The organism is Pseudomonas sp. D3-10 (assembly GCF_051132175.1).
Lineage (GTDB): Bacteria > Pseudomonadota > Gammaproteobacteria > Pseudomonadales > Pseudomonadaceae > Aquipseudomonas.
Genome location: NZ_CP071668.1, coordinates 4,124,051 through 4,149,657, shown reverse-complemented (window position 1 = coordinate 4,149,657; position 25,607 = coordinate 4,124,051). Strand labels below are relative to the sequence as shown.

General features: G+C 62.3%; 17 protein-coding genes. 7 read left to right on the top strand and 10 right to left on the bottom strand.

From position 1 onward, the window contains the following. Positions 1 to 55 precede the first annotated feature (55 nt). Positions 56 to 184: a PA1414 family protein gene (locus tag J3P90_RS18555; protein WP_256222727.1), complete on the top strand. Its 129-nt coding sequence runs from the start codon at positions 56 to 58 to the stop codon at positions 182 to 184. 208 nt (positions 185 to 392) lie between these two features. Here J3P90_RS18555 and J3P90_RS18550 read toward each other — a convergent pair whose 3' ends face one another. The 4 genes from J3P90_RS18550 to speB form a co-directional block, all read right to left on the bottom strand. Beyond that, on the bottom strand, positions 393 to 1,781 hold the full coding sequence (locus J3P90_RS18550) for a sodium:solute symporter (protein WP_434610202.1): 1,389 nt from the start codon (positions 1,779 to 1,781) through the stop codon (positions 393 to 395). A gap of 187 nt (positions 1,782 to 1,968) precedes the next feature. Next, positions 1,969 to 3,471, bottom strand: coding sequence for a purine-cytosine permease family protein (locus J3P90_RS18545; protein WP_434675192.1), 1,503 nt, complete (start codon positions 3,469 to 3,471; stop codon positions 1,969 to 1,971). Positions 3,472 to 3,525: 54 nt separating this feature from the next. Further along, the gene (locus J3P90_RS18540; protein ID WP_434675191.1) at positions 3,526 to 3,933 is read right to left on the bottom strand and encodes a YybH family protein; all 408 of its coding nucleotides are present in this window, start codon (positions 3,931 to 3,933) and stop codon (positions 3,526 to 3,528) included. 9 nt (positions 3,934 to 3,942) lie between these two features. Beyond that, the gene (gene speB, locus J3P90_RS18535; RefSeq protein ID WP_420767428.1) at positions 3,943 to 4,893 is read right to left on the bottom strand and encodes an agmatinase; all 951 of its coding nucleotides are present in this window, start codon (positions 4,891 to 4,893) and stop codon (positions 3,943 to 3,945) included. A gap of 336 nt (positions 4,894 to 5,229) precedes the next feature. Here speB and J3P90_RS18530 point away from each other — a divergent pair, with 336 nt between their 5' ends. Beyond that, the gene (locus J3P90_RS18530) at positions 5,230 to 6,123 is read left to right on the top strand and encodes a LysR family transcriptional regulator (protein WP_420767427.1); all 894 of its coding nucleotides are present in this window, start codon (positions 5,230 to 5,232) and stop codon (positions 6,121 to 6,123) included. A 2-nt stretch (positions 6,124 to 6,125) separates the two neighbouring features. Then, entirely contained in the window at positions 6,126 to 6,722 is a 597-nt protein-coding gene (locus J3P90_RS18525; protein WP_434675190.1) for a tRNA-uridine aminocarboxypropyltransferase, read from the top strand. Between the two features lie 174 nt (positions 6,723 to 6,896). On the opposite strand, the gene J3P90_RS18520 is transcribed toward J3P90_RS18525, so the two are convergent. From J3P90_RS18520 to J3P90_RS18510, 3 genes are all read right to left on the bottom strand, one after another. Then, a complete protein-coding gene (locus J3P90_RS18520; RefSeq protein ID WP_420767425.1) occupies positions 6,897 to 8,261 on the bottom strand; it encodes an HlyD family type I secretion periplasmic adaptor subunit in 1,365 nt (454 codons plus the stop codon). A 222-nt stretch (positions 8,262 to 8,483) separates the two neighbouring features. Then, a complete protein-coding gene (locus J3P90_RS18515) occupies positions 8,484 to 10,643 on the bottom strand; it encodes a type I secretion system permease/ATPase (protein WP_420767424.1) in 2,160 nt (719 codons plus the stop codon). A gap of 19 nt (positions 10,644 to 10,662) precedes the next feature. Next, a complete protein-coding gene (locus tag J3P90_RS18510; RefSeq protein ID WP_420767423.1) occupies positions 10,663 to 12,021 on the bottom strand; it encodes a TolC family outer membrane protein in 1,359 nt (452 codons plus the stop codon). A 449-nt stretch (positions 12,022 to 12,470) separates the two neighbouring features. On the opposite strand from J3P90_RS18510, the gene J3P90_RS18505 reads away from it, so the two are divergent. Then, positions 12,471 to 18,836 (top strand): retention module-containing protein, encoded by a 6,366-nt coding sequence (locus tag J3P90_RS18505; RefSeq protein ID WP_434675189.1) that lies wholly within the window; start codon positions 12,471 to 12,473, stop codon positions 18,834 to 18,836. Between the two features lie 78 nt (positions 18,837 to 18,914). On the opposite strand, the gene J3P90_RS18500 is transcribed toward J3P90_RS18505, so the two are convergent. The 3 genes from J3P90_RS18500 to J3P90_RS18490 all read right to left on the bottom strand — a co-directional run bounded on the left by J3P90_RS18500 (position 18,915) and on the right by J3P90_RS18490 (position 20,503). Next, entirely contained in the window at positions 18,915 to 19,355 is a 441-nt protein-coding gene (locus J3P90_RS18500) for a hypothetical protein (protein ID WP_434675188.1), read from the bottom strand. Positions 19,356 to 19,511: 156 nt separating this feature from the next. Then, complete coding sequence (locus J3P90_RS18495; protein ID WP_434562943.1) at positions 19,512 to 19,907, bottom strand: YbaN family protein; 396 nt, start codon at positions 19,905 to 19,907, stop codon at positions 19,512 to 19,514. An 8-nt stretch (positions 19,908 to 19,915) separates the two neighbouring features. Further along, entirely contained in the window at positions 19,916 to 20,503 is a 588-nt protein-coding gene (locus J3P90_RS18490) for a UPF0149 family protein (protein ID WP_420767418.1), read from the bottom strand. Positions 20,504 to 20,830: 327 nt separating this feature from the next. Between J3P90_RS18490 and recQ the strand changes: the two genes are divergently transcribed. The 3 genes from recQ (at position 20,831) to J3P90_RS18475 (ending at position 25,594) form a co-directional block, all read left to right on the top strand. Next, entirely contained in the window at positions 20,831 to 22,957 is a 2,127-nt protein-coding gene (gene recQ / locus J3P90_RS18485) for a DNA helicase RecQ (RefSeq protein WP_434610221.1), read from the top strand. Between the two features lie 117 nt (positions 22,958 to 23,074). Continuing rightward, positions 23,075 to 23,509, top strand: a complete 435-nt coding sequence (locus tag J3P90_RS18480) for a MarR family transcriptional regulator (RefSeq protein ID WP_003199001.1) — start codon at positions 23,075 to 23,077, stop codon at positions 23,507 to 23,509. A gap of 111 nt (positions 23,510 to 23,620) precedes the next feature. Next, positions 23,621 to 25,594: a FimV/HubP family polar landmark protein gene (locus tag J3P90_RS18475; protein WP_434675187.1), complete on the top strand. Its 1,974-nt coding sequence runs from the start codon at positions 23,621 to 23,623 to the stop codon at positions 25,592 to 25,594. Positions 25,595 to 25,607 lie beyond the last annotated feature (13 nt).

The window sequence follows — 25,607 nt, the reverse complement described above, 5'->3', positions numbered from 1 at the left end:
CAGTGCGAAGGGGCCACAGAAATCTGCCGCTCGCACCACCTGAGGGGGCACCACGATGAAAGAGAAAATCCAGAACTGGCTTCACGACTTGGGTGTCGCGCTCGGCCTGATCGAGCCGCCCATGCAGCCGATACCGATCCGCACTGACGATGAGCAACGCCGCCGCCAGCCGCGCCGCCGGTAAACACCGCCGAATTTGGAGAGATCGCAGCTGCGGACCATTTCAGTCGAGATGGCCCGCAGCTGCGATCTTTTTATTTCTGAAAGACAGAACCTGTGGGCGGGAGCTTGCTCGCGATAGCGGTGACCGGCATGCATCCATGTTGAATGTACCGCCGTCATCGCGAGCAAGCTCGCTCCCACAGGAATCTCTTCTTGCCGAGAGTTGACGATCAAGCCGCCTTTGGCACCACATTCGACCGTGGCGAAAGCAGGCTGACCACCACGAAACTCACCAATGCCACGCTCAGGCTGTAATAGATCGGCGTATTCGCGTCCAGGCCATCCTTGACCATGAAGAACAGCGCGGTCACGAAGCCCAGCGACATGCTGGTAATCGCGCCGGCCGTGGTAGCGCGTTTCCAGTAAATGGCGCCGATCAGCGGGACCAGCATGCCGCCCACCAGCAGGTTGTAGGCCAGGGTCAGGGCGCTGATCACGTCGCTCACCACCAGGGCGATCGCCAGGACCACGGCGCCCAGTAGCAGGGTTGCGATGCGGTTTTCATGGACGTCGCCGTTGCCGCTTTCACGACCCTGGCGCAGACGCGGCAGCAGGTCCTGGACCACGGTGGTGGAGGCCGCCAACAGACCCGCCGCCGCAGTGGACATCAGCGCCGCGAGGGCCGCGGCGATCACCAGACCGCGTATCCCGTTGGGCAAGCTGTGTTGCACCACGCTGGCGAAGGCGTTGTTGACGTTTTCCAGGTCCGGCAGCAGCACCTTGGCGGCCATGCCGATCAGCGCACCGGCCAGGCCGTAGAGCACGCAATACAGGCCGGCGGCGGTGCCGGCGACTTTTGCCACGCCTTCGCTGCGGGCGGTGAACACCCGCTGCCAGATGTCCTGGCCGATGAAGATGCCAAAGAAGTAGATCAGGAAGTACGTGATGATGGTGTCCCAGCCAATGGCCGTGAAATCGAAATAGCGCGCCGGCAAGGCCACCACCATCGCGTCCCAGCCACCCGCGTCACTGATGGACAGGGGCATCAGCAGGAACACCAGGCCGATGGTCATGATCAGGAATTGCACGATGTCGGTCAGGGTCAGCGACCACATCCCGCCAATGGTTGAATACAGCACCACCACGCCGCCGCCCACCAGGATCGAAACCCAGAAGGGCAGGCCGAACAGCACCTGCATGACCGTGCCGATGGCGATGGTCGAGGTGGCGCCGATCATCAGCGCGTAGACCAGCATGATCAATGCGCTGGCATGGCGTGCGGCCGGGTTGTAACGGCGCTCTAGCACTTGGGTCACGGTATAGATCTTGAGCTTGAGCAACGGCTTGGCGAGAAACAGGCTCAGCCCGACGATGCCCAGGCCGATGGCGCCGCACAGCCAGAATCCGGAAATGCCATGGACATAGCCCAAGCGCACGGTGCCGATGGTCGATGCGCCGCCGAGCACGGTGGCGGCCATGGTGCCCAGGTAGAAGCCCGGGCCGAGGTTGCGTCCGGCGACGAGGTAGTCGTCACGGGTCTTGGCGCGGCGCATGCCGTACCAGCCGAGGGCGATCATGCCGGTGGCGTAGATGAGAACGACGATTAAATCCAAGGCCATGATGGCGTGTCTCCGATTTTATTTTTTATGTACGGGATGAAGTGCTGCCGTCCCTGGCGAACGAGCGTTGGTGGCGAGGGAGCTTGCTCCCGCTCGACGGCGCAGCCGTCGTCGCTTTTCAGTTCAGAAAACCGGGGCTGCTGCGCAGCCCAGCGGGAGCAAGCTCCCTCGCCACGGAATTTGTCAGTCAGGCGGCCTGCCGGAGCGCTGGTTTCGTGAGCGGCGCTATGCTCCGCGGATCCTGCGGCCCATACACCGCCGCCGGTTCCGGAAACAGCCCCAGCAACGCGAGGTACACCACCGAGGCCAGCCCCAGGGTCACCGGCAGGCTGATGTCGATCCCGCCGGCCAATTCACCCAGCGGCCCGACGAACTGTCCCGGCAAGTTGACGAAGCACAGCCCGACCAATGCACTGGGAATCCACGCTCCCAGACCGCGCCAGTTCCAGCCGTGGCTGAACCAGTAGCGTCCGCCGGTCTCGCCTCGGGTGAACACTTGCAGGTCATCCGGGCAGTAGAAGCCGCGGCGCACCAGCAGCCCGATGATCATGATCACCATCCACGGCGTGGTGCAGGTGATGATCAGCACGGCGAAGGTCGAGACGCTCTGCACAAGGTTTGCCGCGAAGCGGCCGATGAAGATGAAGGCAATCGACATGACGCCGATCAACAGCGTCGCCTTGACCCGCGACAGCACCCGTGGGAATACGCTGGACATGTCCAATCCCGTGCCATACAGCGACGTGGTGCCGGTGGACATGCCACCGATCACCGCTATCAGGCACACCGGCAGGAAGAACCATCCCGGCGAAACCGCCAGCAGCCCGCCCACGTAGTTGTTTGCCGCGATGTAGTCCGGCGCCTTGGTCGCCACGATGGTGGCGGTGGCGAGGCCGAACAGGAACGGGATCAGCGTTGCCAACTGAGCGGCAATCACCGCCAGCATGATGTGTCGCTTGGGGGTATTTCGCGGAATGTAGCGCGACCAGTCACCCAGGAAGGCACCGAAAGAAATCGGGTTGCTCATGGCCACCAGTGCCGCGCCGATGAAGGCGGCATAGAAGCCTGTTTGGCCGAGGGCGACCGTGCCGGCGAACTGGCTGTCGAAACTCGGCGCGAAGGCGAAGATGCCCAGCAGGAACAACAGGCTCGCGGCCCACACGGCGATGCGATTGACCCACAGCATGAAGCGGAAGCCGTAGATGCACACCGTCAGCACCAGCAGGGCGAACAGGCCGTAGGCCAGGCCCAGACTCAAGTCGGTTTCCGGCACACCGACCAGCCGCTTGGCGCCGCCGATCAGCGCGTCCCCCGAACTCCATACCGACAGGGAGAAGAACGCGATAGCGGTCAGCAGCGACAGGAACGAGCCGACGATCCGGCCGTGAACACCGAAATGCGCGCCGGACGAAACCGCGTTGTTGGTGCCGTTGAGCGGGCCGAACAGGCCCATCGGCGCAAGGATGATCGAACCGACCAACACCCCCAGCACGATCGCCCAGACCCCGGCCTGGAACGAAAGGCCGAACAACACCGGGAAACTGCCGAGCACGGCGGTGGCAAAGGTATTGGCGCCGCCGAAGATCAGTCGAAACAGATCACCCGGGCCGGCGGTTCGTTCATGGTCCGGGATCTGCTCGACCCCGTTGGTTTCAATCTGCGTAAGGCTTTTATCGTTATTGTTATTCATGATCTGCTCCGATCATCAAGGCGCGTTCATCGTGCGTGAACGTCGCCTGCTTGGCTAAGGGGGTGGCAGCCCTTCCGGCATTGCGGACAAATGTTCATGACAGGCCAGCCATAGGCCTTGTTGTTCTTGGCGAAACACGATGGTTTCGCGCTCCTGGCTAAAGTGAAGCTCCCCTTGCATGCGCAGCTCGGTGGCCACGTCATGGATGAAAATCGCCACGTTCCCTTGCAGGCTGACGAAGGCGTTGCTCGAGGTGCAGCTCAGCACCTCGAAGCCATCCTCGGACCGCCAGCGATCCCACAACGCCTGGTAGGCATCGCGCGACAGCAGCGGCTGTTCGAGGGTGTGGAACACGAAGCTCGCATCGGTGCTGAACGCACCGAAGTAAGCCTCGCGATCGTTGCGGGCGAAGGCCGACACCAGATCGGCGGCGGCTTCGAGGACTTGATCTCGATCGTTCATGGCCGCGCCTCAGCGATGAACCACGCCGGGCAGTACGCAGAGCATCTCGTACAGCAGGTTGGCGCCCAGCAGCGAGGTGTTGCCGGTGGTGTCGTACGGCGGCGAAACTTCTACCAGATCGCAACCGACCAGGTCGAGGCCCTGGCAGCCGCGGACGATTTCGATTGCCTGGATGGTGGTCAGGCCGCCGATTTCCGGGGTGCCGGTGCCTGGCGCCCAGGCCGGGTCGATGCCGTCGATGTCGAAGCTCAGGTACACCGGTCCGCCGCCGACTTTCTCGCGCACTTCGGCCATCAGCGGTGCCAGGGATTTGTGCCAGCACTCTTCGGCCTGGACCACGCGAAAGCCCTGGTTGCGACTCCAGTTGAAATCCTCGGCGGTATAGCCCTGGGCGCGAAGCCCGATTTGCACCACGCGGTCGCAATCGAGCAGCCCTTCTTCCACGGCGCGGCGGAAGGTGGTGCCGTGGGCGATTTTCTCGCCGAACATGTGGTCGTTCACGTCGGCGTGGGCGTCGATGTGTACGAGGCCGACCTTGCCGTGTTTCTTGTGGATGGCCCGCAGGATCGGCAGGGTGATGGTGTGGTCACCGCCCAGGGTCAGCGGGATGACGTTGTGTTCGAGGATCTTGTGGTACGACTCCTCAATGATTCGCACGGCATCGAGCAGGTTGAAGGTATTGATCGCCACGTCGCCAATGTCCGCCACCGACAAGGAGTCGAACGGCGCGGCACCAGTGGCCATGTTGTAGGGGCGGATCATCACGGATTCGGCGCGGATTTCGCGCGGCCCGAAACGGGTGCCGGCGCGCAGGGACGTGCCGATGTCCAGCGGCACGCCGACAAAGGCAGCGTCCAGGCCGGCGGCGGTGGGCACGTGGGGAAGTCGCATCATGGTGGCGATGCCGCCGAAGCGCGGCATTTCGTTGCCGCCCAGTGGTTGGTGAAGAATCTTGTCCACGGGTAGGGCCTCATCGTTTGTTTTATTTATCAGGGGCCGATTCTGCGAAAAGCCTGTGCCGTGAAGAATCGCTGGCGGCAAATACTTAGTTCAGATTTTTCTAAACTAATGGCGGGCGGGGCGATAGACTCCGATCCGGCGCAGTTGTAGCGGACATGATGCCCCCTGTGGCGAGGGAGCTTGCTCCCGCTGGGCTGCGAAGCAGCCCCAAAACCATTCACCTCGGTGTATCAGGTAGATCGCGTGGGCAGGTTTTGCGACGGCTGCGCCATCGAGCGGGAGCAAGCTCCCTCGCCACAAGAGCGCTACTAAGCCCTGAGTAATTCGGAGACCCCCATGGCCAACGCTCTACCCGACCTGAAACTGCTGCGCATCTTCGTCAGCGTGGTCCGGCACCAGGGGTTTGCCAACGCGCAGCACGAGCTCAACCTCTCCACATCCGCCATCAGTACCTACATGAGCCAACTCGAATCGGCCCTGGGCCTGGTGCTCTGTCATCGCGGGCGGGGTGGGTTCAGCCTGACCAGCAAGGGCGAGTTGTTCCATCAGGAAACCTTGCGCCTGCTCGGCGAACTCGAAGGCTTCGAGCAATATGCTGCGGCCCTCAAGGGCGAGTTGCGCGGCACCCTGAACCTGGGGGTGATCGATTCCACGGTGAGCGACAAAGCCTTGCCGTTCGCCGAAGCCATCGGCGCGTACAGTCAGGAACACCCGGCGGTGCATCTGCACCTGTCGGTCCTGAGCCCTTACGAATTGCAACTCGGCGTCCAGGACAACCGCCTGGACCTGGCCATCGGCGCGTTTTCCACGCGCATGAGTGGGCTGGTCTACATGCCGCTGTACCGCGAGCAGCACTGGTTGTATTGCAGCAGTCGCCACCCGTTGTTCGGTGAACGACGTATCCCGGAGCAACTCATCACCCAGCAGCGCATGGTCGGACGCGGTTACTGGAGCCAGGCCGAGCTGGCCCGCCATGGCTTCAAGCACAGCGCGGCGACAGTGGAAAGCATGGAGGCACAGTTGATCCTGGTACTGTCGGGCGCCTACATCGGTTATCTGCCCGAACATTACGCTCAGGCCTGGGTCGACAAGGGCGATTTACGCGTGCTGCTGCCGGCGACGTTTGGTTATCAGGCGCCGTTCTCTATGATCGTGCGCCGTGGCCGCAGCCGCGAGCCGCTGATCCAGACCTTCCGTGATCTGCTCAAAGCTCAACTGAACCAGGCCTGACCATGTCCAGAATCCACTGCCCACGTTGCCTCAGGCCGCAAAGCCATTGCCTGTGCCCTTTGATCCCCAGCCTCGACAGCCGCACCCGCGTGTTGCTGTTACAGCATCCCAGCGAGGTGAACCATGCCTTGAACACCGCACGGCTGGCGGCGTTGGGGCTCAACAATGCCGAATTGATCGTGGGCGAGGTGTTCGAGGATCTGTCACGGCTGCTCGATCAACCGGGTTACCGGGCGCGGTTGTTGTTTCCCGCCGACGATGCGCAGCCGCTGCAAGCCTACACCCCCTGCGATGAGCCGCTGCTGTTGGTCGCTCCTGACGGCACCTGGCGCAAGGCCCGCAAGTTACTGCACCTCAACCCGCTGCTGGCGGCACTGCCAAGGGTGACCTTGGCCGACGGCGGCGTGTCCCGCTATCGTTTGCGCAAGGCGCCAGGGCCAGGGGCGTTGTCGACGGTGGAGGCGATCGCCCAGGCGTTGCAGACGCTTGAGACACCGGTGAGTTTCGAGCCGTTGTTGCGGCCGTTCGAGGCGTTGATCGAGGGGCAGATTGCGGCGATGGGGGAGGAGACTTACCAGAAGAACCATGGAGGGGTATAGAGACCCCTGTGGCGAGGGAGCTTGCTCCCGCTCGGCCGGTCCGACGCCTCGGGCGCAGCCGTCGTAAAACCTGCTGGCGCGGTCTGCCTGACACAACGAGGTGAATGGTCTTGGGGCTGCTGCGCAGCCCAGCGGGAGCAAGCTCCCTCGCCACGAGATCGGCGTAGATTCGGATTACCGCTCGCGCATCGCCTCGGTCCGCGCCTTCAACACCGGCTTGAGCAGGTAGTCCAACACACTTTTCTCCCCGGTGATGATGTCCACTGTCGCCACCATCCCCGGAATGATCAGCAACGGTTTCGCATCCCCACCCAAGTGGTTCTTATCGGTGCGCACCTGGATCAAATAGAAACTGTTGCCCTTGTCGTCGGTGATGGTGTCGGCGCCGATCAGCTCGAGCTTGGCGCTCAGCCCACCATAGATCGTGTAGTCGTAGGCGCTGAACTTGACCATGGCTTTCTGGCCTGGGTGCAGGAAGGCGACGTCCTGTGGGCGGACCTTGGCTTCGATCAGCAGGTTGTCTTCCAAGGGCACGACTTCGATCATGTCGCTGCCCGGCTGGACCACGCCGCCGATGGTGTTGACCTTCATTTGCTTGATTACCCCATGCACCGGCGAGACTACGGTGGTGCGGGTCACGCGGTCATCGATGGCGATGCTGGAGGCGGTGATTTTCGACAGTTCCGTGCGTTTCTCGTTGAGTTCCTTGGCCGCGTCGGAGCGGAAGGTCTGTTCCGATTCGTCGATCTTGCTCTTGATCTCATTGATGGCCGACTCGGCCCGAGGGATCGCCAGGGTGGTGGCGTTGAGCGAGCCGCGGATTTCCACCGCGCTGCGCTTGAGCCGCAGAATCTCCACCGGCGACACCGCCCCGGTACGCACCAGCGGCGCCGACATGTTCATCTCTTCCTGCAGCAACGCCAGTGCCGAGCTGAATTGGCCTTGCTTGGAGCGAAACTCCGCCAGTTCCTGGGTTTTCTGCCGCAATTGTTCGGTCAAGGTCCGTTGCTCGCTGGCCAGGCGACGCTGGCGCTGCTCATGGAGCGCACGCTCGTCCTCGGCCACTTGTGGCGCCTTGCCGGTCACTTCGCTGGATAACTGCAATGGTCGTCCTTCGGCCTCCGCCGACAAGCGTTCGACCTGGGCCATCAACGCATAACGGTCGGCCTCGCTCTCGCCCTTGTTCGATAGGAACCGCGTGTCATCCAGGCGCAGCAAGGTGTCGCCCTTGTTCACCATCTGGCCTTCGCGCACGAAAATCTCGGTGACGATGCCGCCCTCCAGGTTCTGGATCACCTGGATCTTGCTCGATGGAATCGCCTTGCCTTCGCCGGTGGTGACTTCCTCCAGGACCGCCAGTTTCGCCCAGACCAGCCCAGTGACAATCAGCCCGGCCGCCAGCCAGACAGTGACCCGCGAGCGACGGGGCGAGTCCTGCAGCGTGGCACCGGCGGTTTCCGGCATGAACTCGCTTTCAGCGCTTTTGCTGAAGCTGCCGAAGTAGCTTCGGGCGGCTGAATCGGATGTTTGAGCAGACATGGGCGGTACCCGTTGGTTAAATGAAATAGAGCTGGATGCTGCTTCTTGTGGCGAGGGAGCTTGCTCCCGCTCGATGGCGCAGCCATCGCAAAACCAGTCGATGCGGTCTGTCAGATACACCGAGGTGAGTGGTTCTGGGGCTGCTTCACAGCCCAGCGGGAGCAAGCTCCCTCGCCACAGTGTTAACCCTGTCCCCGGACCAAACAGATTATGTGTTGGCTTCTACACCGCAGCAGAGCCCACCCGTCCCTTGCGCAGCGCATCGATCACCGCGTCCTTCGGTCCGTCCGCCACGATCCGCCCGTTATCCAGCACCACCAACCGGTCAACCAGGCTCAACATCGAGGTACGGTGGGTGACCAGCAGCACGGTCTTGCCTTGCACATGGGTATGAAGCTTCTGGCGCAGAGTGTCTTCGCTGCTGTTGTCCATGGCGCTGGTGGGTTCGTCCAGCAGCAGGATCGGCGGGTCGAGCAACAAGGCCCGGGCCAGTAGCACGGCCTGGCGTTGGCCGCCGGACAGCAGTTGCCCGCGTTCGCCCACCGGGCGGTCGAAGCCTTGGGGATGTTGACGGGCCAATTCGGTAACGCCGGTCAGTTCCGCCACTTCCAGCATGCGCCCGTCGCTGATGTAACGCGCGCCGAGGGTGAGGTTGTCCCGCAGGCTGCCGGCCAGCAGCGGCAAGTCATGGGCGACATAGCCGATCTGCTGACGCAAGTCGGCAACGTCCAGTTGCCGCAAGTCCAGGCCGTCCAGCAGCAACTGGCCTTGCTCCGGCGCATAAAACCCCATCACCAGCCGCGCCAGGGTGCTTTTGCCCGAACCGCTGCGACCGATGATCCCGACCCGTTCGCCGGGCTTGAGGCTGAAGCTGACATCGGCCAGCGCCGGAGCGTCCTGGCCGTTGTAATGGAAGGTGATGCCGCTGACGTCCAGGGCACCTTGCAATTGGGTTCGGTCCAGCGGGCGCTGCTTGGCGTCGCGCTCCTGGGGCAAGGCCATCAGGGCATCGGTGCTGCGCATGGTGAGCTGCGCTTGCTGGTAGCGGGTGATCAACCCGGCGATCTGCCCGAGCGGAGCCAGCACGCGGCTGCCGAGCATGTAAGTCGCCACCAGTGCGCCGACGCTGAGGTTGCCGGCGATGATGCTGTAGACCCCGGCGACGATGGTCGCCATGCCCGCCAGTTGTTGCAGGAACAACGTGCCGTTGGTCGCCAGGGCCGAAAGATTGCGCGCATGGCTGTCGAGGCGGGTGAGGGCGCCGTGGGTGCTTTCCCACTGATGCTGGCGTTCGCTTTCGGCGCTGCAGGCCTTGAGGGTTTCCAGGCCGCCGAGGGTTTCGATCAGCAGGGCTTGGCGCTGGGCGCCCAGGGCCAGGCTTTTTTGCACGGTGTCGCGCAGGCGCGCCTGGATGATCATCGCGAATACCACGGTGATGGGAAACGCCACCACCGGAATCACCACCAGCCAACCGCCCAGCAGCCCAATCACCACCAGCATCAGCAGGGCGAAGGGTAGGTCGATCAGGCTGGTAAGGGTCACGGCGGTAAGAAACTCCCGCAGCCCTTGGAAGTCATGGATGCTTTGGGCGAATCCGCCGATGGTCACCGGCTTGGCTTTCATGGCCATGCCGGTGATGCGCTCGAACAGGGTGGCGGAAAGAATCACGTCGGTTTTCTTGCCAGCGGTGTCCAGCAGATGAGCACGCACCACCCGCAACACGAGCTCGAAACCGGTGCCGATCAACAGCCCGACGGCCAGCACCCACAACGTGGAGGTGGCCTGGTTCGGCACCACGCGGTCGTAGGTCTGCATGACGAACAGTGGCACCATCAAGCCCAGCAGATTGATCAGGAAACTGGCCAGGATTGCGTCGCTGTACAGCCAGCGGGACAGTTTCAAGGTGTCGCGAAACCACGCTTCGACCCGTGGCACCAGGGGCGCGCGCAGGTCTTCAAGCTCATGGCGCGGCCGGGCGAAGAGCGCCTGGCCGCTGTAATCGGTGGTCAGTTCCTCGCGGCTGACCCATTGTTCACCGCCATCGGCCTCGCTGGGCAGGATCAGCGCGCGACCGTCCTCGCCCCAGCGCCGCAATATCGCGCAGCGGCCCCCGGCGAGGATCAGCATCACTGGCAAATTCAGCGCCGATATATCCCCCAGCTCGCGGCGCAACAGCCGCGCCTGCAAACTGGCCCGGGCCGCTGCGCGGGGCAGCAGGTCCAGGCTCAGACGTTGGTGCGCCATAGGAAGCCCGGCGCTGAGGCTGGCGCGGCTGACGGTCGCGCCATGGAGTTTGCAGAGGATCAACAAGCCGTCCAGCAAGGGATCATCGAAGTTCAAGCGCGGGTCGGTGCCGGGAATTGCCGGTTCCATGCGGGTCATGCTGATCACTCCCACTGGATTACTTCAGTTCCGGCAGCCGTGCCTGGTTCTTGACTTCGGTCTGCGCGACCGCATCGGCCGGCAGCACGATCCGTTGTTTCTGCAGCAGCAGGCCCATGTTCGCCAACACCCGGTACATCGAGTATTCCTCGGTGTAGCGCACCTCGGTGTAACGGCGGTTGGCGTTATACAGCTCGTTTTCACTGTCGAGCAGGTCAAGCAGTGTGCGTTGGCCGAGGCCGAACTGATCTTGATAAGCCGCGCGCACACGAGAAGTGGTGTCGGCGTATTCCCGGGCGGTCGGGGTCTGTTTGCGGGCGTTGAGCATTGCGTTCCAGGCCAGGCGGGTGTCTTCGTTGAGCTGGCGCAATGCGTTGTTGCGGATGTCCATCGCCTGGTTGATCTGGTGGGCGTTGGATGCCAGCCGCGCCTTGTCGCTGCCGCCGCGGAACAGGTTGTAGTTCATCACCACGCCCAGCCGCCAGTTGTTGTCGTGGCCTTCCTCGCCACCCAGGTTGTTGTTGGCGCCCACGGCTGCTTCGGCGTCGAAGCGCGGATAGAACGGTGATTTCGCCACCTCGTATTGGCTTTCGGCGGACTGGATGTCGGCCTGGGCCGATTTCAGGTACGGGTTGTTATCCACCATGCTTTGCTGGGCTTCGCGCAGGTCCACGGGGATCTCGCCTTTGGTGGACGGTGGGGTTTCCAGCTCATCGGGCATGCGTCCGACCACGCTGTAGAAATTTGCTTCCGCGTCCGCCAGGTCGACCTGGGCGGTGTCGTAGTTGTTTTCCGCCAGGGCCCGACGTGCATTGGACTGATCGGAGTCGGCGGTACTGCCCACGCCGCGCTCGGTGCGCAGGCCGATCTGGTCATTGACGCGCAGGTGCGCTTGCAGGTTGTTCTTGGCCAAGGTCACCAGTTCGCGACGCTTGAGCACTTCCAGGTAGACCTCGATGGTCCGCAGCGCCAGATCCTGCGCGGTGCCCTGGGCGTAATAGGCCCGGGAATTGACCACGCCCTGGGTACGTTCCACTTCATTGGCGGTATTAAAACCGTCGAAGATCATCTGCCGCAGGCGCAGCTCCGACTGGGTGTAGGTCAGGATGTTGGTGTGATGGTTGCCCAGTGCCCGGGTATTGGTGTTGTCGCTGTAGCCACGGCCATAACCGGCGTTCAAATCCACCGACGGAAAGAAGCCTCCTCTGGCGACCTTCACGTCCTCGTTGGCCGACAGACGGCTGTCTACCCGTTGCGCCAGTTCCGGGTGAGTCGCGATGGTGCTCTGGATCGCCTCGGTCAGGGACATCGCCTGAACCTGAGAGGAGCAGGCCATGGCCAGTAGAACCGCGCTGCAGAGGGGGGTAAGAACGCGCATGGGGTGCTTCTCCTGAGGTCTGTTGTACTTTGTTGTCGCCAGAATATTGACGTTTAAAAGATCAAAACCGTTTCAACCTTGTAACAACACAGCTAAGAACATCCTAGGAAAAACCTAAGAAGAATTTCTCATAACAGTTATTCCAAAAAAAACTTATGAGCTTGGAAAAATCCAGCACATTGTTCAAAGCGAAAGCCTCGCCGAATAAGGGTTGCGTCGGTTTGTAGGCGTCAATAAAAAGTTCCACATAATTTTTGAAACGATGTGAAGAGGTGCTGAAGGGTTCAAAAGTGAGACAGTTTTGAGTGACGTTTTTTTGTCGTTATGGCAATTTGACTGTCCCTCGTACGGTCTCGAAAGCTGGCAGATTTTCCAAATTCTGGCGGCTACCCAGCACCGATCTTCACCCAGACAGGTGCCGACTGTGGTTGGCAGCGGAGGGAATGCACATGGCAGCGCTCATCGGTACCGTCAGCAAGGTGGTAGGGCAGGTTTTCGCACAGGACGTCGGCGGGCTGCGGCGTCCTCTGGTCGAAGGTGACCGGCTGTATGCCGGCGAGCACCTGGTCACCGGGGCCGAAGGCGCTGTCGCGGTGCAGTTGCAGAACGGCCATGAGCTGACCCTGGGTCGCGGCAGCGACTTGACCTTGACCCCACAATTGCTCGCCGATCAGCAGGCGCCGCAGGTGGACACGCCGCAAACGCCGACGCCCAGCGAGGCCCAACTGACCGATGTGCAGAAGCTGCAGCAAGCCATCGCGGCCGGCGCCGACCCGACCCAGACTGGCGAGGCCACGGCCGCCGGGGCCGAGGGCGGCAACCCCGGCGCAGTGGGCGGCGGGCACAGTTTTGTGTTGCTGGAAGAAGTCGGTGGGCAGGTCGATCCACTGATCGGCTTCCCCACCGCAGGCTTCAATGGCATACCCGAATTTCCGCTGCTGGAGGTGGCGGCTGACCCGGATGGCGACGACGCAGCCGTTGCGCCGATCATTCCTGAGACCCCAGACAACCCCGTCACCCTCGACGGCCTGACCGTGGACGGTGGCGAATTGACCGCCAACGAGGCCAACCTCGCCGACGGCACCGCCAGTAATGCTGGTGCATTGGTGCAAAATGGCACCTTTACCATCTCGGCTCCCGACGGCCTGAGCAGCTTGAGCATCGGCGGCATCAGCGTCATCACCGGCGGCGTGCCCGCAGGTTTCCCGCAGTCCATCACTTCGGCCCTGGGCAACACGCTGACGATTACCGGATACGACCCCGCCACTGGCGTCGTCACCTACAGCTACACCTTGACCGACAACGAAGCGCATCCGGCGGGCGGTGGTGCCAACACCATCAGCGAGCAATTCCCGGTGGTGGCAATCGACACCGACGGTGATATCGCGAACGGGAGCCTGGACGTCAACATCACCGACGACGTGCCCCAGGCGATCGACGACAGCCACGCCAGTACCGCGTCGGAAACCCTCGTGAGCCTGACCGGCAACGTTTTGCCCAACGATCACCAAGGTGCGGACCGCATTCCCACCGGCCCTGACAGCGGGCCGATCATTGGCGGCACATTTACCGGCACCTACGGTACTTTGGTTCTCAATCCCAATGGCACCTACACCTACACGCTGAACACCAGCGATCCGCAGTTTGTCGCGTTACACGGCGGCGGCAGCGGCACGGAAACCTTCACCTACACCCTGACCGACGCCGATGGCGACACCAGCACCGCGAACCTGGTGCTGCAAGTCCACAACAACGACGACCCGGTGATCATCACCGGCCTGGATACCGATGGCGGCGAGCTCACGGTCCAGGAAAACAACCTCGACGACGGCAGCAGCCCGGACACGTCGGCGCTGACGCAAAACGGCACCTTCACCGTGACCGCGCTGGACGGCGTGCAGAGCCTGAGCGTTGGCGGCATCACCGTGGTCAGCGGTGGCGTGGCCGCCGGATTTCCACAATCGATCACCACGGCGCTGGGCAATACCCTGACCGTGACCGGCTTCAACGCCGCCACGGGCGTGGTCAGCTACAGCTACACCTTGCTCGACAACGAAGCCCATCCCAACGCCAGCGGCGCCAACAGCCTGGGCGAGCAATTTACCGTGGTGGTCACGGACGATAACGGCACCACGGCCACCGGCAACCTGGACGTGAATATCGTCGATGACGTGCCCAACGCCGTGGACGACAGCAACACCGGCACCGCGTCGGAAAGCAGCCTGACCCTCACCGGCAGCGTGCTGCCCAACGACACCCAAGGTGCCGATCAGGTGGCGTCCGATCCGATCACGCCCGGAACGTTCACCGGCACCTATGGCACCCTCGTCCTGAACGCCGATGGGTCCTACACCTACACGCTCAATGCGTCCGATACCGATTTCAAAGGCCTGAATGGTGGCGGCAGCGGCACGGAAACCTTCACCTACACCCTGACCGACGCCGATGGCGACACCAGCACCGCGAACCTGGTGCTGCAAGTCCACAACAACGACGACCCGGTGATCATCACCGGCCTGGACACCGATGGCGGCGAGCTCACGGTGCAGGAAAACAACCTCAACGACGGCAGCAGCCCGGACACGTCGGCGCTGACGCAAAACGGCACCTTCACCGTGACCGCGCTGGACGGCGTGCAGAGCCTGAGCGTTGGCGGCATCACCGTGGTCAGCGGTGGCGTGGCCGCCGGATTTCCACAATCGATCACCACGGCGCTGGGCAATACCCTGACCGTGACCGGCTTCAACGCCGCCACGGGCGTGGTCAGCTACAGCTACACCTTGCTCGACAACGAAGCCCATCCCAACGCCAGCGGCGCCAACAGCCTGGGCGAGCAATTTACCGTGGTGGTCACGGACGATAACGGCACCACGGCCACCGGCAATCTGGACGTGAACATTGTCGATGACTTGCCTACCGCTCATGCCGACTCCGCCTCGGTGGATGAGGGCGGGACGGTCAGCGGCAACGTTCTCAACAACGATGAGGGCGGTGCCGATGGGCCTGCGGCAAGCGGCGCGGTGATCGGCGTTCGCGCTGGCAGCGATACCTCGACCTCGGCCGTCGGCGGCCTCAATACCCAGATCAACGGCAGCTATGGTTACCTGACCCTGGATGCCAATGGCAACGCTGTGTACCACAGCAATCCAAATGCCGTCAGCGCACCGGGTGCCACCGACGTGTTCACCTACACCGTGCGCGACGCCGACGGTGACGAAAGCACCACCACCATCACCATCGACGTGCATAACAGCTGCCTTGTCGCCGCACCGGATGATGAAGTCAGCGTGCGTGAAAGTGCGCTCGACCTGAACCAGGACGGCCAGGACCTGGCTCCCGGCACCGTCACCGGTAGCCTGCCGAACGCCACCAGCGAAACCGCCAGCGGCAGCCTGCTGGACTCGGTGACCGGTGCCGTTGGCGCCGTCACGTTCGCCCTGGTCGGCAATGCCACCGGCGCCCACGGTCAACTATTGCTCAACCCGGACGGTTCCTACACCTACACCCTGACGTCGCCCGCCACGACAACGCCCGCCGCCAACGATGGCCCGAATGAACTGAGTGAAAGCTTTACCTATCAGGCCACGGATGCACTCGGCAACACCGTCACCAGCACCATCGTCATCAATATTGTCGACGATGTGCCCAAGGCGCATTGCGATACCGCAGCGGTGGTGGAGGGCGGGACGGTCAGCGGCAACGTTTTGCACAACGACGTGCTTGGTGCCGACGGTGGCACGGTGGTTGGCGTGCGCGCTGGCAACGACACCTCAAGCCCCGCCAACGGCGGCCTCAATACGCAGATCAATGGCGCTTATGGCTACCTGACGCTGGATGCCAACGGCAATGCGGTCTATCACAGCAATCCGGACTCCGTCGGCGCGCCAGGTGCAACTGATGTGTTCACCTACACCGTGCGCGACGGTGACGGCGATGAAAGCACCACGACCATCACCATCGATGTGCACAACAGTTGCCTGGTTGCCGAGACCGACCATGACATCACCGTCTACGAAAAGGCCCTGGACCTGAAACAGGACGGCCAGGACCTGGCGCCCGGCACCACGACCGGCAGCGAGCCAGGCTCCACCAGCGAAACCGCGACTGGCTCCCTGGTAGGCTCGGTCACTGGCGCAACCGGAGCCGTCACGTTCGCCCTGGTGGGTGATGCCAACGGCGCCCACGGCCAATTGTCGCTCAGCCCCAATGGTTCCTACACCTATACGCTGACGTCTGCGGCGGCAACGTCGCCCAATGCCAACAATGGCCCGAACGTATTGACCGAGAACTTCACCTATCAGGCTACTGACGCCCTGGGCAACAGCACCACCGGCAACCTGGTGGTCAGCATCGTCGATGACGTACCCAAGGCTGTCGCGTCCGAGCGTTCGGTCACGGCGACCGAGATCGACTCGAACCTGCTGATCGTGCTCGACGTCTCCGGCAGCATGAAAGATGCCTCCGGTGTCCCGGGGCTTTCGCGAATGGACCTGGCCAAGCAGGCGGTCAGCGCCTTGCTCGACAAATACGACGACATGGGCGACGTGAAAGTCCAACTGGTGACCTTCAGCGGCAGCGCCACCGACCAGAGTGCCGTCTGGGTGGACGTTGCAACGGCCAAGACGCTGATCGCCGCGCTGAAAGCGCACGGTGACACCAATTACGACGCGGCCGTGGCCACGGCCCAGACTGCGTTCGCAACCTCCGGCAAACTGGTTGGCGCACAAAACGTCGGCTACTTTTTTTCCGACGGCAAACCGACCTTGGGCGAAATCGGCTCGGCGGACGAGGTCGCGTGGAAAGCCTTTCTCGATGCCAATGGCATCAAGAACTACGCCATCGGCCTGGGCAGCGGCGCGAGAAACATCAATCTCGATCCGCTGGCCCACGACGGCAGCACCCACACCGACACGAACGCGGTCGTGGTCACCGACCTGAACCAGCTCAACTCGGTGCTTTCCGGCACCGTGCAGGGCGTGCCGGTCACCGGCAGCCTGCTCGGGGAGGGCGGTTCGTTCGGCGCCGATGGCGGATTTGTCAAAAGCCTCCTGGTGGACGGCACGACCTACAGCTACAACCCGGACGCCAACGGTGGCCATGGAGCACTGACTGCCAGCGGTGGCGCCAATCATGGGGTCTTCAATACGGTGACAAACACGGTCAGCATCGCCACCGGCCACGACGGCACTCTGGTGGTGAACCTCGACACCGGGGCGTTCAGCTACACCTCCCAGACCACCACCGGTACGTTGATCACCGAGAACATCGGCTACACCCTCAGTGATAACGATGGCGACCTGGCCAGCTCCAACCTGGTCATCAAGGTCCAACCCAACAGCCCGCCGGTGGCGATCGATGACAACGTCATAACCAACGTGCTGTCGGGCAATATCGTAGTCCCCGGTGAGCTGTTGCTGGGCAACGACAGCGACGCCAATGGCGACCCGCTTACCGCGTCGCCGACCAGTTTCAACACGGGCTGGGTTGCCAAGGGCGCGGACTTCACCGGCAGCATCGGTACGGCCAGCTTCACCGGCAACAACGTTCAGTCGATCAACCTGAACCGCAGCGCCTTCGTCGCCAATGCCGCGAGCATGACAGCGGTGCTGGTGGTCAGTGGCGCGCTGGGGGCGGTGTCGAACAGCAACGCCAACGATGAAGACCGGCTCAACATCAGCCTGAAGCAGGGCGAAACCCTCAAACTGGATCACAACCTGGCCGCGGGCCGCATCGCCATGGAGTACTCCTTGAATGGCGGGCCCTTCATCGCGATCAGCGACGGTGCCTCGTTCACGGCGGCGGCGACTGGCAACTACCAGATCCATGTGACCAATATTCCGAATCCTGGCAACGGCAATGGCTCGGAAAACTACCAGCTGACCCTGACGGTCAACTACGCGGGCGCTCAAAACAGCACGCCGGATTTCCATGGCACCTACACCGCCAGCGACAACCATGGCGGCAGCGATAGCGCCGGGGTAGGCATCAGCTATCAAGCCGGTCACACCCTGACGGGGACGGCGGGCGACGACGTGCTGCTGGCCGGCAATGGCGACAACGTGCTGAACGCCGGCGGTGGCGATGATGTTCTCAGCGCGGGCACCGGCAATAACGCCATGCACGGTGGGGCAGGGGATGATGTGCTCTACAGCGGCGTCGGCAACGACCTGCTCGACGGCGGCACCGGCAACGATACCGCCAGCTATGCCCATGCCACGGCAGGCGTCACTGTGAACCTCGGCCTGCTGGCCGCGCAAAACACCCTCGGGGCCGGGACCGACACCCTGGCCGGCATCGAAAACCTCGTTGGCTCGAATTTCAACGACACCCTCACGGGCGACGGCTCGGGCAATCGCATCGATGGCGGCCTTGGCCATGACGTGCTCAACGGCGGGGGCGGCGACGACATTTTGATTGGCGGCCTGGGCAATAACATCCTCAGCGGCGGCAGCGGCGCGGACACCTTCCAATGGCAGGCTGGCAACAGCGGCCACGACGTCATCACCGACTTCACCCCGGGCCTGGACAAACTCGACCTGTCCCAACTGCTACTGGGCGAAAACGGCAGCGCGGCGTCCCTGGACGACTACCTGCACTTCACCGTCACCGGCACCGGCGCATCGGTCGTGACCAGCATCGACGTCAGCAGCACCGCGGGCGCCACGCCGAACCAGACCATCGACCTGGCCGGCATCGATCTTGCCAGCCATTACGGGGTGACGCCGGGATCGGGTGGAATGATTGGCGGGGCTGATACGGCGACGATCATCAACGGAATGCTCAATGATCGTTCGTTGAAGGTGGACACGGTTTGAGCTGAAACGAAGTGGGCAGCACCCGGCGAAATGCCGGGTGTTGTCTATTCAGCCACGGGAGGGCTCTGCTGGAACGGGTCATGCTATGAGTTCACGCACCAACAAGTTGAGCACCGATGAGTATTCATATTCCCGCGTGCCTGCGCGCCACAAGGTATAGCTCACCCTGACACGTCGGCCCATGTTCGGCATGACAAATTCTGTCCCCACCGCGAACCGCACCGGACGGCCTTCGAAGACGTCGGAGACGGTCAATTTGCTGCTGGTACACCCCAACGAATCTTCCCCAAGCCAATAGCACCTAAGAATGTCGTTGCGAGCCATTTGCGGATATTCGATCAGCACGTGAACGACTTCGAACTCTTTGCCAGGGTCGAACACATCCGGCGGGGAGGCCTCTTCCAACCTGGGGCAGGGCAACGTGGCACGCACGGTAGGGGGCAGCCGTTTGGCTGCATGGCGGGCGCGAGGCGATACTTGATTGGCGTAGGAACCGAGTGGGAAGGAAATGTCGGGCATGACCACGCTCCTTGGGGCGACGCTATGGTTGAAGCATGACGAAATGATGACATTGAGCCTCGACCGTGGCGCGCTGGCTACTGTCAAGGTTGACAGGTCGGCAGCGATTCGCGACGAAAGGTGCAGAACCTTTGCGACGCTACGCGACCTTCTGCATCAGGGCCGGCGCAGCGTTTTTTGCCGGAGTATGTAAACCGTCACCAGCACCGCGCTGGTCAGCATGAAGACCCGCGCCCACGGCAATGGCACCAGGTAGCACGAGAGCAGGATGCTTACCCACATCAAGCCGATGGCGTAGACCTTGCCCTTGAGCGGGATGCCGTTGCCGCTGAGGTAGTCGCCGATCCACGGGCCGAGGCGGGGATGTTCCACCAGCCATTGGTAGAAGCGCGGCGAACTGCGAGCGAAACAGGCAGCGGCCAGGAGGAGGAAGGGGGTGGTGGGGAGAACGGGAATGAAGATGCCGATGACCCCCAGCACCACGCTCAGCCAGCCGACGGCCAGCAGAGCGTAACGCAGGATCAGCGGGCGCTTGCCGATAGGGGCGCGCACCCGGTGACTCAGTGGTGGCGAGGCTTGAGAATCGCCGGCTTCTCGTCCGGTGCGTTGCATAGCAGATACAGGGCCGTCAGCGCTTCCGGAATCTGCACGATCATGTCGTCCATCAGGTTCGCGTCCTTGGCAATGTCTTCGAACTCCGGTTGCTCGTCGAACAGGCCGGAACCGACCATGATCGGCAGCAGCATTTCGCTGACTTCTTCCTCGGCGGTTTCGAACCAGGCGGCTTCGCGCAGGAACACGCCTTCCATGAAACCGATGCACCAGCCGCGCAGTTCCGAATCGTCCGGGTCGTCGCCCAGGTCCAGCTCGCACGGCAACTCGAATTCCTCATCGGAAGCCAGTTGACGCGCGATGTGGGCCTTGAGGCCCACCAGCGTGGCTTCGATTTCAGCGCGCTGGGCTTCGTCGGCGTAGTGCGGTTCTTCGGCGAACAGGGCGTCGATCCACTCACGATCGGGCACCGATTCTGCGCAGATCGACAGGGCAGTCAGATAGCCATGAGCGGCCACGTAATCCAGCGCCTCTTCGTGCAGCTCATCGGCGTCGAGGAAGACTTGCAGGCGGGTCAGTTGCTCAGCGAAGGACATTACGGGCTACCTTGGGGAATAAACAATGCGGGAATTCTAGGCCTTCTTGAGCGCCCAGGCCAGCCGCGTGGTGGATTTGCCTCTTCGTTGGCCGGGCATGACTCAATGTCAGGGCGATCTGTGGCAGGTCTGGGCCTGGTCCAACACTCGCCGCTAGCGCCTCTTGTCAGCAACCCCCTTCGCAACGAAGCCCTCGGGTATACTGCCGCGTTTTGTGATGCCCTGCGGCGTCCCGCCGGTTCGAAACGCCCACTTACGATTTGTCGGTGCAGTCTTTTGGATTCTGAACCAGCCTTGCAGGGATGTTTTGGTGATTTTGGAGTTTCTATGCTCGAACAGGCTCAACGCGTTCTCAAGGACATCTTCGGCTACGACAGTTTCCGTGGCCGCCAGGGTGCCATTATTGAGCGCGTGGCCAGCGGTGGCGATGCCCTGGTGCTCATGCCCACCGGCGGTGGCAAGTCCTTGTGTTTCCAGGTGCCCGCGCTGCTGCGCAATGGTCTGGCGGTGGTGGTTTCGCCGCTGATCGCTTTGATGGATGACCAGGTCGCCACGCTTGAAGAGCTGGGTGTCGCCGCCGCATCGCTCAATTCCACCTTGAGCGCCGAGCAGCAGCGGGACCTGGCGGCGCGCATCAAGCGTGGCGAGGTGAAAATGCTGTACCTGGCGCCGGAGCGCCTCGTGCAGCCGCGCATGCTGGCTTTTCTACAGGGCTTGGAAATAGCCCTGTTCGCCATCGACGAAGCTCACTGCGTGTCCCAATGGGGTCATGATTTCCGTCGCGAATACCTGCAGTTGGGACAACTGGCGGAGCTGTTTCCCGATGTACCGCGGATCGCGCTGACGGCCACCGCCGACAAGCGTACCCGTGAAGAAATCATTGAGCGGCTGCATCTGCAAGACGCCGAGCGATTCCTCTCCAGTTTCGACCGCCCGAATATTTTCTATCGCATCGTGCCCAAGGAGCAGCCACGCAAGCAGTTGCTGGCGTTCCTCGCGGAGCGGCGCAGCGACGCGGGCATTGTCTATTGCCTGTCGCGCAAGAAAGTCGAGGAGGTGGCGGCGTTCCTCAGCGAACAAGGTTTCCCGGCATTGCCCTATCATGCGGGGCTACCCAATGACTTGCGGGCCTATCACCAGAAGCGCTTTCTCAACGAAGAAGGCTTGATCATGGTCGCCACCGTGGCGTTCGGCATGGGCATCGACAAGCCCAACGTGCGTTTCGTCGCTCATCTTGACTTGCCCAAGTCCCTCGAGGCCTATTACCAGGAAACCGGGCGTGCCGGTCGTGACGGCTTGCCGGCGGATGCCTGGATGGCCTACGGCCTGCAAGACGTGGTGATGCTCAAGCAGATGCTGCAGAACTCGGAGGGCGATGAACGTCACAAGCGGTTGGAGCAGCACAAGCTCGACGCGATGCTTTCACTGTGCGAAGAAACCCGCTGCCGACGCCAGACCCTGCTCGCCTATTTCGACGAAGACATGCCCCAGCCTTGCGGGCACTGTGACAACTGCGTCGATGGAGTGGAGACCTGGGACGCCACCGAGCCTGCCCGCCAGGCACTCTCGACGATCTATCGCACGGGCCAGCGTTATGGCGTGGGGCATCTGGTGGATGTGCTGCTGGGCAAGGACAACGAGAAGGTCCGTGGTTTCGGTCATCAGCACTTGTCAGTCTTTGGCGTGGGCAAGGCCCGCAGCGAAAGCGAATGGCGGTCATTGTTCCGGCAACTGGTGGCCCGCGGGCTGGTGGACATCGACCTGGAAGGCTACGGCGGCTTACGCCTGAGCGCGAGTTGCCGCCCCTTGCTCAAGGGTGAGGTCACCCTGGAGCTGCGCCGCGACCTCAAGCCCGCGACAGCGGTCAAGAGCAGCAAGAGCCAGGCCAGCCAACTGGTGCGCGGCGAAGAGCGCGATCAGTGGGAAGCCTTGCGCGCCCTGCGTCGCAAGCTGGCCGAGGAACACGGTGTACCGCCGTATGTCATCTTTCCCGATTCCACTTTGCTGGAAATGCTCCGCAGCCAACCGACTTCCCTGGCGGAAATGGCCCGGGTCAGTGGTGTCGGCGCGCGCAAGCTGGAGCGTTACGGCGAGGCCTTCCTCCAGGTGTTGGGCGGCGAAGCCGAGACACCGCCAGCGGTGGCCGATGTACGCCACGAACTCATCACCTTGGCTCGAGCCGGCATGACCCCGCTGCAGATTGCCGGACAGTTGCAATGCTCGGAAAAGAACGTCTACACGATGCTGGCCGAGGCCATTGGCGAGCAACAACTGTCCCTGGAGCAGGCGCTGGATCTGCCTGAAGAATTGATGGGCGAGGTTCAGGATGCGTTCCTCGATGGGGAGGGCGAGTTGCCTCCCGTATCGGAAGTTGCCGCATTGTTTGTAGGACGTGTCCCAGAAGGAGTTTTGTATTGCGTCAGGGCTGCATTGCAATCGGAATTTGAAGTCTGATCAGCCAGTTACATTCCTTTAACGATTCACTACAGTGCGAGCCTTGCCTGAACCTCAAGCTCATGCTTAGCTGACTAATAATTAGTTTTTCTCTATTTCAGATTTGATGAGTTTTTTATGCCTTTGACCGATCAACACCGTTTTGGCATGCAGTTGGCGCAAATGTCCCGAGGCTGGCGCGCCGAACTGGATCGTCGTCTCGCCGGACTGGGCCTGTCCCAGGCGCGCTGGCTGGTGCTGCTGCACCTGGCCCGTTTCGAGCAGGCGCCGACCCAACGCGAGTTGGCCCAGAGTGTCGCCGTCGAAGGCCCGACCCTGGCCCGCTTGCTCGATAGCCTGGAAACCCAGGGGCTGGTGCAACGCCAAGCCGTGGCCGAAGACCGTCGGGCCAAGAAAATCGTGCTGTGCGCCCCGGCGTTACCGCTGATCGAACAAATCGAAACCATTGCCACGCAGTTGCGCCGGGAGTTGTTCGAGGGCGTCGATGAAGCGGACATGCGGGTTTGCATGCGGGTTCACGGCACGATCCTGGCCAACCTTGAAAAATCCTGAGGCATATCCCTGGCATCCGACTTTTGAGATTCGACGGTTAGCGAACTATAACCAGTACTAAGCGATCGTATTGGAAGCGTTTCGCATAGGTCGTTGATCAAAGGGATACCCATGCTTGAAAGTTTGCAGTCCACGTTGCGCAGTTGGATCAACGTGTCGGTCGTCGTGGGTGTCCTGGGATTTCCAGCCCTGGCGTCGGCGCTGGGGCTGGGTGAGATCACGCTCCATTCCGCCCTGAACCAGCCGTTGCGCGCCGATATCGCCTTGGTTGACGCGGCGGGCCTCAGCGAGGGCGACCTGTCCGCCAGCCTGGCGGGGGCGGAGGATTTCAGTCGTGCGGGCGTGGAGCGGGTATTCTTCCTCAATAATTTGCGCTTTACCCCCGTGCTGCGTGGCGGGCGCAGTTTCATTCGGGTGACGTCCAGCAAACCGGTGGAGGAGCCGTTTCTCAACTTTCTGGTGCAGCTCAATCAGCCCAACGGGCGTTTGTTGCGCGAATACACCGTGTTGATCGATCCACCGGGCGCGCCCGGCATAGCTCCGTCTGTTGATGAGCCTTCCGCCCCGGCCGAAACAAAGGCAGCCATCAAGCCGCCTCCGGCCACACAGGGCAAACGCTACACCGTGGTGCAGGGCGACAACCCTTGGATCATCGCCAAGCGCCTGCACGATGCGGGCAGCAATGCATCGGTCAATGAACTGATGCAGGGGATACAGGCCTTGAACCCCGGCAGCGAGCGACTTTCCATCGGCCAACGCTTGTTGCTTCCCGATTCGGCCATCCTGCCTGCTCCAGCCCAGAGTGCTGTCAGCCCGGCTCCCGCCGCGCCCGACAACAATGCCGAGCAATTGGCAGCCAGTGTGCTGCAAGGCCAGCAGCAACAGCAGACTATCGAACAACTGCAAGCCAGGATCCAGGCTCAGGACCAGGAAATCGCCGCTCAACGCCAGCAGATCAGCGATCTCCAGGCGCAACTGACCCAGGCATCGTCACCTGAGATCACCTCGGAACTTGCTCCGGAACCTGCCGAATCAACCGAACCCGCCGAAGCCTTGCCGATGGACGAGACAGCACCAGCGACGCAAACCGAAGGCGTCGACTGGTTGTGGGTAGGGGGATTGGTGGGGCTGGTTGGGTTGCTTGCGCTTTTGCTGTTCCTTCGTCACCGTCAACAACGGGAAGTGACAAGGCCTGTGCCATTGGCCGAGCGTCCGGACCTGGCCCTGGATGACGACACCGAAACCTATGCCGAGAGTGCCGACAAAGAGCATCCCGAGGTCGCCTCGTCGTTCAACAATGGCGATGCGCCTTTGGGAGACGTGCTCGAGGGCGTTGGGATCTACCTGACGTATGGCCGTTTCACTGAAGCCGCGGGGCTGCTGCGCGCGGCACTGCTGGCCGAGCCGGACCGTACCGACCTGGGCCTGAAGTTGCTGGATGTATTGGGCAAGCAGGGCGATGTGATCGGCTTCCAGGCCCAGGAGAGCCATTTATCGGCCCAGGGCGTCGATCGCCAGGCACTGGAAGACGTCCGCAAGCGTTACCCCAGGGTGACCCTCGTTAATGCTGCGACGCAAACGCCGACAGAACTCCAGGCACCAGTGCCCGCGCCGAAACCTGTGGCCGCGCCCAGCGATGAGTTCGAGTTGAACCTGGATGGACTTTCCCTGGAGAACAGCTGGGACCTGGCCGATGACCAACGGGCATCCCCAGAGCCCCCAAAACCGCCGGCCGCTGCCGCCGATACGCTGACCCTATCGGGCTTCGATGAGACGGACCTGCAATGGGGCGCGCCGTTGGAAACGGAGTCGTTGGACGATGATTTCCTCGATGGGTTTGCCGATGAGGAGCAAGCGCTGGAGTTGGAGCCAGCGCCCGTTGAACCCGAATTCGAATCCCTCTCCCTCGAACCTGTCTCCTTCGAACCGCACACATCGGAGCACTCGGAGAAACTCGAAGAAGCCCAGAATTGCATCGACGAGGGCGATCTGAAGAGCGCCATCACGTTGCTGGAAGAGCTGCTGCAAGAGGGCGATGAACCGCTCAGGGAAACCGCCCGGGTTTTGCTCGCCGGGATTCGCTGAGACGATTGCAAGG

Excerpts from the sequence above, each read along its gene's own strand:
- J3P90_RS18555 (WP_256222727.1), top strand. The coding sequence starts at position 56 with ATGAAAGAGAAAATCCAGAACTGGCTTCACGACTTGGGTGTCGCGCTC.
- J3P90_RS18550 (WP_434610202.1), bottom strand. The coding sequence starts at position 1,781 with ATGGCCTTGGATTTAATCGTCGTTCTCATCTACGCCACCGGCATGATC.
- J3P90_RS18545 (WP_434675192.1), bottom strand. The coding sequence starts at position 3,471 with ATGAATAACAATAACGATAAAAGCCTTACGCAGATTGAAACCAACGGG.
- J3P90_RS18540 (WP_434675191.1), bottom strand. The coding sequence starts at position 3,933 with ATGAACGATCGAGATCAAGTCCTCGAAGCCGCCGCCGATCTGGTGTCG.
- J3P90_RS18530 (WP_420767427.1), top strand. The coding sequence starts at position 5,230 with ATGGCCAACGCTCTACCCGACCTGAAACTGCTGCGCATCTTCGTCAGC.
- J3P90_RS18525 (WP_434675190.1), top strand. The coding sequence starts at position 6,126 with ATGTCCAGAATCCACTGCCCACGTTGCCTCAGGCCGCAAAGCCATTGC.
- J3P90_RS18520 (WP_420767425.1), bottom strand. The coding sequence starts at position 8,261 with ATGTCTGCTCAAACATCCGATTCAGCCGCCCGAAGCTACTTCGGCAGC.
- J3P90_RS18515 (WP_420767424.1), bottom strand. The coding sequence starts at position 10,643 with ATGACCCGCATGGAACCGGCAATTCCCGGCACCGACCCGCGCTTGAAC.
- J3P90_RS18510 (WP_420767423.1), bottom strand. The coding sequence starts at position 12,021 with ATGCGCGTTCTTACCCCCCTCTGCAGCGCGGTTCTACTGGCCATGGCC.
- J3P90_RS18505 (WP_434675189.1), top strand. The coding sequence starts at position 12,471 with ATGGCAGCGCTCATCGGTACCGTCAGCAAGGTGGTAGGGCAGGTTTTC.
- J3P90_RS18500 (WP_434675188.1), bottom strand. The coding sequence starts at position 19,355 with ATGCCCGACATTTCCTTCCCACTCGGTTCCTACGCCAATCAAGTATCG.
- J3P90_RS18490 (WP_420767418.1), bottom strand. The coding sequence starts at position 20,503 with ATGTCCTTCGCTGAGCAACTGACCCGCCTGCAAGTCTTCCTCGACGCC.
- recQ (WP_434610221.1), top strand. The coding sequence starts at position 20,831 with ATGCTCGAACAGGCTCAACGCGTTCTCAAGGACATCTTCGGCTACGAC.
- J3P90_RS18480 (WP_003199001.1), top strand. The coding sequence starts at position 23,075 with ATGCCTTTGACCGATCAACACCGTTTTGGCATGCAGTTGGCGCAAATG.
- J3P90_RS18475 (WP_434675187.1), top strand. The coding sequence starts at position 23,621 with ATGCTTGAAAGTTTGCAGTCCACGTTGCGCAGTTGGATCAACGTGTCG.